The 10,749-nt window shown below is 71.3% G+C and carries 9 protein-coding genes and 1 tRNA gene; 2 read left to right on the top strand and 8 right to left on the bottom strand.

The window, feature by feature from the left end:
* Positions 1 to 10: 10 nt before the first annotated feature.
* Entirely contained in the window at positions 11 to 532 is a 522-nt protein-coding gene (locus ACFOYY_RS16375; RefSeq protein ID WP_386190208.1) for a sigma factor-like helix-turn-helix DNA-binding protein, read from the bottom strand.
* 415 nt (positions 533 to 947) lie between these two features.
* On the opposite strand from ACFOYY_RS16375, the gene ACFOYY_RS16370 reads away from it, so the two are divergent.
* Entirely contained in the window at positions 948 to 1,217 is a 270-nt protein-coding gene (locus ACFOYY_RS16370) for a hypothetical protein (protein WP_386190207.1), read from the top strand.
* Positions 1,218 to 1,347: 130 nt separating this feature from the next.
* On the opposite strand, the gene ACFOYY_RS16365 is transcribed toward ACFOYY_RS16370, so the two are convergent.
* Positions 1,348 to 1,421: transfer RNA gene (locus ACFOYY_RS16365), tRNA-Ile, on the bottom strand.
* Positions 1,422 to 1,574: 153 nt separating this feature from the next.
* On the opposite strand from ACFOYY_RS16365, the gene galK reads away from it, so the two are divergent.
* A complete protein-coding gene (galK, locus tag ACFOYY_RS16360; RefSeq protein ID WP_352008670.1) occupies positions 1,575 to 2,693 on the top strand; it encodes a galactokinase in 1,119 nt (372 codons plus the stop codon).
* 201 nt (positions 2,694 to 2,894) lie between these two features.
* On the opposite strand, the gene ACFOYY_RS16355 is transcribed toward galK, so the two are convergent.
* The 6 genes from ACFOYY_RS16355 to ACFOYY_RS16330 are packed head-to-tail and all read right to left on the bottom strand — an operon-like array spanning position 2,895 to position 10,744.
* On the bottom strand, positions 2,895 to 4,502 hold the full coding sequence (locus ACFOYY_RS16355) for a dipeptide ABC transporter ATP-binding protein (RefSeq protein ID WP_386190206.1): 1,608 nt from the start codon (positions 4,500 to 4,502) through the stop codon (positions 2,895 to 2,897).
* Positions 4,499 to 5,386, bottom strand: coding sequence for an ABC transporter permease (locus ACFOYY_RS16350; protein WP_386190205.1), 888 nt, complete (start codon positions 5,384 to 5,386; stop codon positions 4,499 to 4,501). The genes ACFOYY_RS16355 and ACFOYY_RS16350 overlap by 4 nt, the downstream gene beginning before the upstream one ends.
* Complete coding sequence (locus ACFOYY_RS16345; RefSeq protein WP_386190204.1) at positions 5,383 to 6,354, bottom strand: ABC transporter permease; 972 nt, start codon at positions 6,352 to 6,354, stop codon at positions 5,383 to 5,385. Before ACFOYY_RS16345 ends, ACFOYY_RS16350 begins: the two co-directional genes overlap by 4 nt.
* Complete coding sequence (locus ACFOYY_RS16340; protein WP_386190203.1) at positions 6,351 to 7,982, bottom strand: ABC transporter substrate-binding protein; 1,632 nt, start codon at positions 7,980 to 7,982, stop codon at positions 6,351 to 6,353. The genes ACFOYY_RS16345 and ACFOYY_RS16340 overlap by 4 nt, the downstream gene beginning before the upstream one ends.
* Positions 7,983 to 8,013: 31 nt before the next feature.
* Positions 8,014 to 9,774, bottom strand: coding sequence for an FAD/NAD(P)-binding protein (locus ACFOYY_RS16335; protein ID WP_362910735.1), 1,761 nt, complete (start codon positions 9,772 to 9,774; stop codon positions 8,014 to 8,016).
* A gap of 28 nt (positions 9,775 to 9,802) precedes the next feature.
* Entirely contained in the window at positions 9,803 to 10,744 is a 942-nt protein-coding gene (locus tag ACFOYY_RS16330) for a glutathione S-transferase C-terminal domain-containing protein (RefSeq protein ID WP_386190202.1), read from the bottom strand.
* Positions 10,745 to 10,749: the final 5 nt, after the last annotated feature.

The following is a 10,749-nucleotide window of genomic DNA, read 5'->3' as shown; positions in this document are numbered from 1 at the left end:
GATGCCACCCCTAGTCGTCCTTGCGGAACTTGAGAGCATGATCCACCTCAAGTACTTGCGCGACCAGCGGTGAAAGCCGTGGTCCAAGCATCACCACGAGGTTGTCCCGGTTGAGATCAAAGATTCCCAGCGGAGCGACATACTCCAACGAGGAGTCGAGGTCCATCCCGCGAGCGAAGGCCTGCAGACGGTTGGCGGCCTCGACTGTCTCCTGGGCAACAGCCGGCCTTCCAAACTCGGACTCTTTCTTGAGAGCGACGGCGACAGTGAGCGGCCCGATGCCGAGGAAGGCGCGCTCCGGTGGCGGCCCCGCTTTGGCGAGCTGGCTCACGCGCGCCCGCGTCAGACCGAGCGCCTTAGCTATGTCGGCCTGGGTCATGCCGCGCTGACGAAGCTCGTCGATCACTTCCCGCCGGACGCGAGCAAGCTCAGTTATCGCTGACTGACACTCCGTCAGAAGCGCCGTCGCGCGCCTCCCCCTGTCCACGGGGTCATCGACCTCATGGAGTCGCTTCAGGTGGAGCGTCGTCAACCACGCCCAGGCGCGGGCTGCTGGCCGCCGTCGCGGCCCAGGAGCCGAGCGGCAGGCGGCTCAGGGCGTTCTTCGCGGTCATGTACTACGCCGGGCTGCGTCCCGAGGAGGCCGTCAACCTCCGCACGTTCAACGTCATCCTTCCGGCCTTGGTCGAGAACCCGGAGACGGGACGAATGGAAGAGCCCGCGGACGGTTGGGGGGAGCTGAGTTTCGCCGAGGCGGCGCCGTTCGCCGGTCGGGAGTGGACCGACGACGGCGCGCTCCGCGAGGTGCGTCCGCTCAAGCACCGTCCAGACGGGCACACCCGCACCGTGCCCTGCCCGCCGGAGCTGGTGAGGATTCTGCGCGCCCACCTCACGGAGTTCGACGACGGCCCGGAGGCCGGCTGTTCTACGGAGTCCAGGGTGGGGAGTTGCCGACCATCACCTACCGGCGCGCGTGGATCGCCGCGCGGAGCGAGGCGCTCACCCCTGCGGAGGTCGCCTCACCGCTGGCCAGGCGGGTCTACGACCTCCGGCACGCCTGTGTCTCGACGTGGCTCAACGCGGGGGTTCCGGCGACCCAGGTGGCCCAGTGGGCGGGACACAGCGTGGAGGTCCTGCTGCGGATCTACGCCAAGTGCGTCGCCGGTCAGGACGAGACCGCCCGGCGCCGGATCGCCGACGCCCTCAGGGAGACGTGATCCCGTGGGAAGGCATTGGGAAGGAGTAGCCGCAGACGACCGGTGACAGTCGTGGCCGGCCGGACGTGAAAGAAGCGCCTCTGACCGGGAAACACCAGGTCAGGGGCGCTTTTCCTATGGTCACAAGAGGTAGGGCGGGCGGGACTCGAACCCGCGACCCAGGGATTATGAGTCCCCTGCTCTAACCGGCTGAGCTACCGCCCCTCGCGCACGCCGTACTGCCGCATTCAACCAAAGGTCGGCGCCGTTCGCACATCGGCCGAGCGGGACGGGGCCAAGATGTGACCTTGAACGGCGACGCCGGGTTTCGGTGGAGTCGCTACCCTACGGGGGGACCTTGTTGGAGGATGTTCGATCATGCGCGTTGTTGAGGCTTTTCGTGAGACCTTCCAGGCGGAGCCCGAGGGGGTGTGGCACGCCCCGGGGCGGGTGAACCTCATCGGTGAGCACACCGACTACAACGACGGGTTCGTACTGCCGTTCGCCGTCCCGTGGGGGGTCACCGCGGCGGTCTCCCCCAGACGGGACGACCTCATCAGGCTCCGCTCGCTGCAGGCCGACGGGGTCGTGACCCTCGGGAGTCCGGACGAGGCCGAGGGGTGGGCGCGTTACGTCGCGGGGGTGTTCTGGGCGCTGCGCGAGGCCGGGCATCCGGTGCGGGGGGCGGACCTGGTCGTCGACGGGGACGTGCCACAGGGCGCGGGGCTCTCGTCGAGCGCGGCGCTGGAGGTGGCCGTCTGCGTGGCCCTCAACGACCTGTACGGCCTCGGCCTGGAGGGGATGCGGGTGGCGCTGGCCGCGCGGCGGGCGGAGAACGACTTCGTCGGCATGCCGTGCGGGATCATGGACCAGGCCGCCTCCGCGCTCGCGCAGGAGGGCCGGGCGCTGTTCATGGACTGCCGGAGCCTGGCCACCAGGAACGTCCCCTTCGACCCTGCCGGGCACGGCCTGCGGCTGCTGATCGTCAACACCGGGGTGCGTCACGCGCTGGCCGACGGCCAGTACGCCCGCCGCCGCCAGGAGTGTGAGAACGCCGCCAAGCGCCTCGGGGTGGCCTCCCTGCGCGACGTCACGGATCTGGCGGGCGCGCTCGGCAGGCTCGACGGCGACGAACGCAGGCGGGTCCAGCACGTCGTGACGGAGAACCACCGGGTCGAGGCGCTGATCGGGTTGCTGAGGGCCGGGGCGGTGCGGGAGATCGGCGCGCTGCTGAACGCCTCCCACCTGTCGTTGCGCGACCAGTTCCAGGTCTCGTGCCCGGAGCTGGACGTGGCCGTCGAGGCGTCGGTCAGGGGCGGGGCCAGAGGTGCCAGGATGACCGGTGGCGGCTTCGGCGGCTCGGTCATCGCACTGGTCCCCGACGAGCGGGTGGAGGCCGTACGGGAGTCGGTGAGCGCCGCCTACGCCGAGCGCGGCTGGGCCGCCCCCGGGATCCACCCGGCGGTCCCGTCGGCGGGTGCCCGCCGCCTGGCCTGAGGACGACCGGTCCGGGAACCGGAACGGCGCTCTCGAAGCGTCCCAAAACCCCGCGGACATCAAAAGACGACACGGCCGCCTCCGAGAACATAAGCAAGACGGCCACCCGGGAACACGACAGCGACCAGGAAGCGAGACGGCCGCCGGTGGACCGGCGGAGGACAACGTGGCGCTTCGAGAACGCGACAGCGCCGAAACGTCTCAGGAGGTGGTCGCGAGTTTGGGCACCGCGCCGAGCAGTTCCCTCGTGTAGTCGTGCCTGGGCAGGAAGAACACCTCGTCCACGTGCCCGTCCTCGACGACCCGTCCCTCGCGCATGACCACGACCCGGTCGCTGATGTGGTGGACGACCCCCAGGTCGTGCGAGATGAAGATCAGGGCGGTCCCGTCGGCCGCCTGAATCTCGCCGAGCAGGTCGAGCACCTGGGCCTGTACGGAGACGTCCAGCGCGGAGACCGGTTCGTCGCAGACGAGCACCCGCGGCCGGGGGGCCAGGGCTCTGGCGATGGCGACCCGCTGCCGCTGGCCGCCGGACAGCGCCCGAGGGTGACGTCCCGCGATGTCCGCGGGCAGCCCGACCCGTTCGAGCAGTTCGGCGACCCCGGCGGCGCGTTCCCGTCCCGGCCCGCCGAGAGGCTCGGCGACGAGACGGCCGACGGTGTAGCGGGGGTCGAAGGAGTCCAGAGGGTTCTGCGAGATCACCTGGATTACGGAGCGGCGGGGGCGGCGTTCCCGTTCGGACAGCTCCGACCAGGGGGAGCCGTCCAGCCGTACCCGCCCGGCGACGGGCCTCATCAGGCCCATCACGAGCCGGGCGACGGTCGTCTTGCCCGACCCCGACTCCCCCACGACACCGACGGTCTCTCCCGCGTGGACCTCGAAGGAGACGTCGTCGACCACCCGGCGGGAGCCGTACTCGGCCGACAGGCCTCTGACCTCGACGACCGGTGAGCCGTGGTCGACCTTCCGTTCCGGCAGCGGGGTGCGCAGCGGGACGCCGCCGGTGGCGATGGCCGACAGGCGGGTTCCCCTTGAGGCGGCGGACGGTACGGCGGCCAGCAGCAGTCTGGTGTAGTCCCGCTCCGGGGCGGAGAGCACCCGGCCGGTCGGTCCCTCCTCGACGACCACGCCGTCCTTCATGACGAGCACCCGGTCGGCGATGGAGGAGACGACTGCCAGGTCGTGGCTGATCATCAGCAGCGCGGTGTCCTCGGCCCTGCGCGCGGCCAGCAGGCGCAGGATCTGGGCCTGTACGGTGACGTCGAGGGCGGTGGTCGGCTCGTCCGCGATGAGCAGCGGCGGGCCCGCCGCGATGGCCGAGGCGATCAGCGCTCGCTGGCGCAGCCCGCCGGACAGCTGGTGGGGGTACTGCCCGGCCCGCAGCCCAGGTTCCGGGACGCCGACCGCGTCGAGCAGTTCGAGCACCTTTTCCTTACGGCCCGCCCGGGGCACGACGTCGTGGGCGGCGAGCACCTCGGCGATCTCGGCTCCGATGGTGCGCAGCGGGTCGAGGGAGACGAGGGCGTCCTGGAGTACGAGCCCGGCGAAGCGCCCGCGCAGCCTGCGCCAGTCACGTGGCCCGAACCGGCGAGCGTCCCTTCCCCTGACGTCGAACCTTCCCGCCGTCACGGTCGCGCCCTGTCCGGTCAGCCCGACCAGGGTCCTGGCGGTCACGCTCTTGCCCGATCCGGACTCCCCCACGATCGCCACGCACTCGCCTTCGGCGATCGACAGGTTCACTCCCCTGACGGCCTCGACCCCCGCCCTGGGGAAGGTCACACGCAGGTCCTCGATCTCGATGAGGTTCACGGGAGTCTCCCCTCGAAACGGCGTTGGAGGCGTCGTCCGACCACGGTCAGGCTGACGACGGTCAGCGTGACGGACAGGCCGGGGAAGAGCACGGTCCACCAGGCCACACGCAGGTAGTTGCGTGCCTCGGCCAGCATCGAGCCCCATTCGGGGTCGGGTGGCTGGGGGCCCATGCCGAGGAAGCTGAGTCCCGAGGTGGCGATGATGGCGGTGCCCATGCCGATGGTGGCGAGTACCGGCAGCGGCCCCAGGATGTTGGGCAGCACGTGCCGTGCGACCAGGACCGGCCGGCGCAGTCCGAGGGTGACGGCCTGTTCCACGTAGCCGGAGCGGCGCACGACGAAGGTCTGCCCTCTGATGACGCGGGCGTAGTTGGGCAGCTGGACCAGTCCGATCGCGATGATCACGTTGCCCGCGCCGGGGCCGGTGACGCTGATGACGAGCATGGCGAGCAGCAGTTCGGGGAAGCTGGCCAGCACGTCGAACAGCCGGCTGAGCGGCTCGTCGACGTAGCGGGGGGACAGCCCGGCCAGCGCGCCGAGGACGGTGCCCAGGACGGTGGCGAACAGGATGGCCGCGGCGCCGATGCCGAGCGAGTACCCCGCGCCGTGGACGACCCGGGAGAACACGTCGCGGCCGAGGTGGTCGGTGCCGAACCAGTGCGGCGCGCTCGGCGGGGCGAGCGCGTGCAGTGGGTCGGCGGCCAGCGGGTCGGCGTCGCTCAGCAGGCCCGGGGCCAGGGCGGCGACCGCGACGACGGCGAGGATGAGCAGTGAGACCGCCTGTCCGGGGCGCACACCGTACCGGCGTGGGACGACGGCGGGAACCGGCCCGTCGCCGGTCGGCGGCGGCGCCGTGGCCTGTTCCCTGTCGGAGACGATCATCGGCCCTTCCTCAACCGGGGGTCGATCACGAGGTAGGCGAGGTCCACGAGGGTGCTGACCGTCACGTAGACCGCGGCGGCCAGCATGATGACCGCCATGACCACCGGCATGTCCTTGCCGGTGACCGCGACGAGGGTGATCTGGCCCAGGCCGGGCCTGCCGAAGACGGCCTCGACGACGATCGCCCCACCGAGCAGGACGCCGACGAACCAGCCGGTGAGGGTCACGGCGGGCAGCAGCGCGTGCCGCAGGGCGTGCCTGGCGACGAGTCGCCACTCGGTGATGCCACGCGAGCGGGCGGTCACCGCGAACGGTTCCTCAAGCGCCCGTTCCAGGCCTTCGCGCAGCACCTGGCCGAGTGTTCCGGCGATCTGCAGGCCGAGGGCCAGGGCGGGCAGCACGAGGGAGGCGAAGCCGCGGTCGCCGGAGACGGGGAACCAGCCGAGGGTGAAGGAGAAGACGGCCAGGAGCAGGAGACCGGCCAGGAACGGCGGGACCGAGGCGGCGGTCAGCTCGGAGAGTCCGGCGAGCCCGCCGGCCCGGGAGCGGCGCCCCGCGGTGGTCAGCGCGAGTACCAGGGCGATCGCGACGCCGAAGGCCGCCGCGGTGAGCGCGAGCCTGACGGTCGGCCAGACCTGCGAGGACAGGATCTCGGCGACGTCGCGCTGCAGGACGTAGGAGCGGCCGAGGTCGCCGTGCAGCAGCCGCAGCAGGTAGTCGGCGTACTGCTGCGGGACGGGGCGGTCGAGCCCCCATTCGGCGACGATCGCGGCCCGCCGCTGCGGGGTGTCGAGGCCGTCGGCGATGAGGACGTCCACGGTGTCGCCGGGGACGAGCAACAGCGCGGCGTAGGCCGCGGTGGCGGCGACCCAGAGCACGACGAGTCCTGCTCCGAGCCGCCTGACCACCGGGCCGGTCCACCCGGCGGCGGCCAGCCCCCGCCGCCGGGTGAGTGTGAGGGTGCTCACGTGCCTGTCCGGACGTCGTAAGCACTGTTGGGGGTGCCGGAGACCGGCTCGAAGGTGATCCCGGTGACCTCGGCGCCGTAGGCGACCTGGTCCGCCGGGACGTAGAGCGGCAGCAGCAGCGCCTCCTCCGCGACGACGGTCCGCTGTGCCCTCGCGTAGAGCTCCTTGCGTCTGGCCTGGTCGGAGGTGGTCGAGGCCTCGGCGAGCAGCTTGTCCAGGTCCGCGTCCTCGAAGTGGGTGCGGTTGATCGCGGCGCCCTTCGGCAGGATCAGGTTGAGCGCGGCCCCCGCGTCGGTGTCGCCGCGCGAGTTCTGGAACAGTTCGTACTGGTCGTCCTCCAGGGCCTTCTGCTGGGTGCCCTGGTCGACCACCTTGGGCTGGAAGTCGATGCCCGCGCTCTGTTTGACCGCGGCCTGTACGGCCTGCGCGAGGACGTCGCGGCGGTCCCTGACGTAGGGGGCCGACTCGACGGATCGGACGGTCAGCCGCTTGCCGTCCTTGACCCGGAAGCCCTCGGCGTCGCGTTCGGTCCAGCCCGCCTCGTCGAGCAGTTCGTTGGCCCGTCGCGTGTCGTTGCCGTAGGTGTTCTCCAGGGAGGCGTCGTAGAACTGCGGGCTGCCCTGGCCGACGATGCTCCAGGCTCGCCTGGCCGTGCCCTGGTAGACCGAGTTGAGCACGGTGTCCACGTCCACGGCGTCCCTGAAGGCCTCTCGCACCCGTTTGTCGTCGAAGGGCGGGTGCGAGACGTTGAAGTAGTAGGAGAACGCGCTGCCCGAGTTGAGGCTGGTCTCCACCCTCACACCGGGGTCGGCCTTGAGCAGGCCGAGTTCGGTGGCGGGCACTCCCTCGATCACCTGGACCTGTCCCGAGGTGAGCGCGCCGACCCGGACCGCCGCCTCCGGCAGGAACCGGTAGGTGATCTCCGCCAGGTAGGCGGGTCCCTGGTGCGCGGCGTTGGGCGGCGCCCAGTTGTAGGCGGGGTTGCGCCGGTAGTGGGCCTCCTGGCCGGGGGTGAACCGGTCGAGGATGAACGGTCCCGTGCCGACGAGGTCGGGACCGCCCGCCTTGAGGTCCTTGGCGTTCCTCAGCGACTTCGGGGAGACCTGTCCGGCGTACGGCGAGGCCAGGAAGTCCAGGAACAGGGCGTCGGGCGCCTTGAGTGTGATCTTCAGCGTGTAGGGGTCCGTCACCTCGGCCGAGGAGTACTCACGCAGCTGGATGCCGGCGACGGCGGGGTTGTACCCGGGCGCGACGAGCTGGTCGAGGTTGGCCTTGACCGAGGCCGCGTCGAACTTCTCCCCGTCGTGGAAGGTCACGTCCCTTCTGAGCTTGAAGGTGTAGGTGAGGCCGTCCTTGGAGACCTCCCACGAGGTGGCCAGCCACGGCAGGAACTCACCGTCCCTACCCCTGGCGACGAGCGCGTCGAACTGGTTGTGCACCAGCAGCCTGGCCTTGTTCTGGCCCCACTGCTGGGGGTTGAACGTGATGGGCTGCGTCTCGATCGCCCACACCAGCGAGTCCCCCTCGGTGCCGCCGCCTGAGGCCGGGTTCGCGGCCCCGGTCTCGGTTCCGCACGCGGCGAGCGTCAGCACCCCGGCCAGAGCCAGGACGCCCCGTTGCGCTTTCACTTACCTTCTCCTCGGGGAGTCGTGCGCCGCCTCAGGCGACATGTCTGATCTCGGTGGTGACGGCCTCGGACAGCACGATCCGGGCCAGGGCGTCGGCGTGGCGGAAGAGCGGGGCGTCGAGGCCGGGTCTGGCGAAGCCGCCGGTGACCCGTCCGCCGACGACCCAGGGGCCGAAGGCGAACCTGCGGGGGTGCGGGGTGTCGAGGCGGTCGAGCAGGCGGCGGTCGGCGGGCCGTACCCTCAGCAGGCCCGACGACTCGTCGATCTCGCCGCGGTCGCGCAGCGCGGAGATCAGCGGGTCGGTCGAGCGGCTCACGCTGGGTGCGGGCAGCCTGGCCTCGACGAGGGACCTGGCGGTGACGGCGCCGGGCAGGGTGGGGCTCTGCGCGACCCATCGCCCGCCGCGGTGCTCGACCCTGACGTCGGCGCCGAGGAAGGTGACCACGCCCGCCCTGGCCAGGGCCTTGAGCTCCTCAAGCCGGGGGCCGGGCGGGCCGCTGGCGACGTAGCTGAAGAAGCCCTCGAACCACCGGTCGGAGATTCCCCGTTCGGCGAGGACGCCGTTGACGGACAGTAATCCGAGGATCAGGGCGTGGTCGGCACTGTACGCGGAGTCGGAGCGTCGTTGCAGGTCGGCGGCCATGTAGCCGTCCATCCACCGCCGCAGTCCCGCCTGGTCGCCGAAGCGGATCCGCTCCAGCGGCCGGTCGAGCCGGTCCAGGTCGAGCCGGTCGGCGTGCCGGGGTACGGCCTTGCGGATCAGCAGCCGCATCCCGGGGCTGCGCCATTCCTCTGCGGCGAACCGTTCGGCGAACTCCGGCCAACCGGTCCTGACCCGTTTCGGATGGCTGTTGAGGAGTTCGTGGTAGTAGGCGAAGGCGAGTTCCTTGGCGGCCAGGGGCCACACGTCCCGCCGGAAGTTCCACGGCCCCTCCCCCAGCGCCCCCGCCGTCAGGAAGCGCGGCGCGGGCGGCCGGAGCCCCTGGAAGCGGTAGGCGGTCTTGGCGTGGTACGGCACACCGCGCCGTGACCCCACGTGCAGCAGCGGTTCCCGCCCGCTGGGCAGGTAGACGAGCTCCCCGTCGTGTTCCCTGACGAACCGGCCGCCCCTTCCCGAGGTGAGCAGCACCATCAGGTCGACGAAGGCCAGTCCCAGGCCGCGCACGATCACCGGTTCGCCGGCGGGCAGCCGGTCCAGGCCGAGGTCGAGGTCCGCGGTGTAGCCGGTCGGCAGGTAGCGCAGGCCGCTCTCCCTTGCCAGGGCCGTCAGCCCGCGTTCCTCCGCCGCCGGGGTGACGTCGCCGTGTCCCTGCGCGAGGATCACGGCGCCCACCTCAAGGGTCGTCCCGTCCTCAAGCAGTACGGCCTGGCCTCCCGGGACGTCGGTCAGGTCGAGTGCCCGGGTCCGGTGCACGTGCACCCGGACACCGCGGGGGGCGGTGTCCACGGCTCGCCGGAAGGCGTGGGTGAGGTAGGCGTTCTGCACGGGCCGGGGGACGAAGCGTCCGGGGTCGCAGCCAAGCCACTCGGCCAGCGAGGGGCCGGGGCGGATCGGGCCGACGCACCGGACGGACTCGTCGGTGAAGAGCGTCACGTCGGCGGCGGCGGAGTTCATCCAGAGCAGGTCGGGTTGCCGCTCGCGCCAGACCCTGCCGCCGCCCGGCGGGTAGGGGTCGATCACGTGGACGTCGAGCGACGGCCAGCTGAGCAGTTCGGCGGCGTTGGCGCAGATCCGCTCGACCAGGCAGGTGCCGGTCGGCCCGGCGCCGACGATCGCGATGGAGGCGCTCACGCCGACCACTCCCCTCTCGTACGGTCCGTCACAGCGCTGCTCTTCGATGGGGCAGGTCCCAGTCGGGGGTGGCGGGCTCGACCGGCACCCGCCACGGGTCGGTCTCCCCCGTGGGGGAGGCGAGCACGGTGAGGTCGGTGTTCTCGCGGAAGGCGGGGTGCTGGTAGAGGTCCCTGGCGTAGTCCCACAGGTTGGGGAAGGCGGTCAGCGGGCGCTCGCTGATCCTGGCCGACGGGTTGTCGCTCACGTCGAACCTGACCAGGGTGGGCCAGAGCCGTACGTCGGACTCGGTGACGGCGGAGCCGAACAGGAACCTGCGGCCGGCGAGCCTGGCGTCGAGTTCGTCGAGGAAGCCGATCACGGCCTTCCTCGCCCGGTGGTACTCCGGTTCGGTCGTGGCGGCGGAGACCCGGCCCGCGGCGGTGTTGGCGTACTCGTAGACGCGCGCGTTGAGCGCGTCGATCTCGGGCCGCAGTTCCTCGGGGTAGAGGTCGGCCTCGGGGTCGCCGCCGAAGCGTGTGCCCAGGTCGATGGTGATGTCCGGGAAGTTGTTGCTGACGATGCGCCCCCCGTACTGGTCCCACAGCACCGGCACGGAGACGTGTCCGTCGAATCCGGGTTCGGTCGCCTCGTAGACCTGCCTGAGGGTCGCGAAGCCGTTGACCGGGTCGGCGCCGCGCCGCTCGCGGAACGCCCACCCCCTGCCGTCCCGCTCGTCGTCCACGTAGGACAGCGAGACGACGTCCTGCAGCCCTTTGAGGGAACGCACGATCGCCGTACGCTGCGCGTAGGGGCAGACCGCCGCGACGTAGAGGTGGTAGCGCCCGGCCTCGGCGGGGAACTCCCCGGTGCCGTCGGCGGTGATCCGTCCCTGGAAGGGGTAGCGGGGGCCGGGCCTGCCACCGGGCCGGTAGCGGCCGTGGGTGTCCAGGTCCACTGGGCTGGCGTAGTTGAGTGTGATCTCGGACATGTGAC

Origin of the sequence: Streptosporangium jomthongense (assembly GCF_042650425.1) — a bacterium.
Lineage (GTDB): Bacteria > Actinomycetota > Actinomycetes > Streptosporangiales > Streptosporangiaceae > Streptosporangium.
This window is presented reverse-complemented; position numbering and strand designations above follow the sequence as displayed.

What these genes read in the sequence shown, in the direction of transcription:
- galK (WP_352008670.1), top strand. Translation starts at nt 1,575, where the DNA reads ATGCGCGTTGTTGAGGCTTTTCGTGAGACCTTCCAGGCGGAGCCCGAG.
- ACFOYY_RS16330 (WP_386190202.1), bottom strand. Translation starts at nt 10,744, where the DNA reads ATGTCCGAGATCACACTCAACTACGCCAGCCCAGTGGACCTGGACACC.
- ACFOYY_RS16350 (WP_386190205.1), bottom strand. Translation starts at nt 5,386, where the DNA reads ATGATCGTCTCCGACAGGGAACAGGCCACGGCGCCGCCGCCGACCGGC.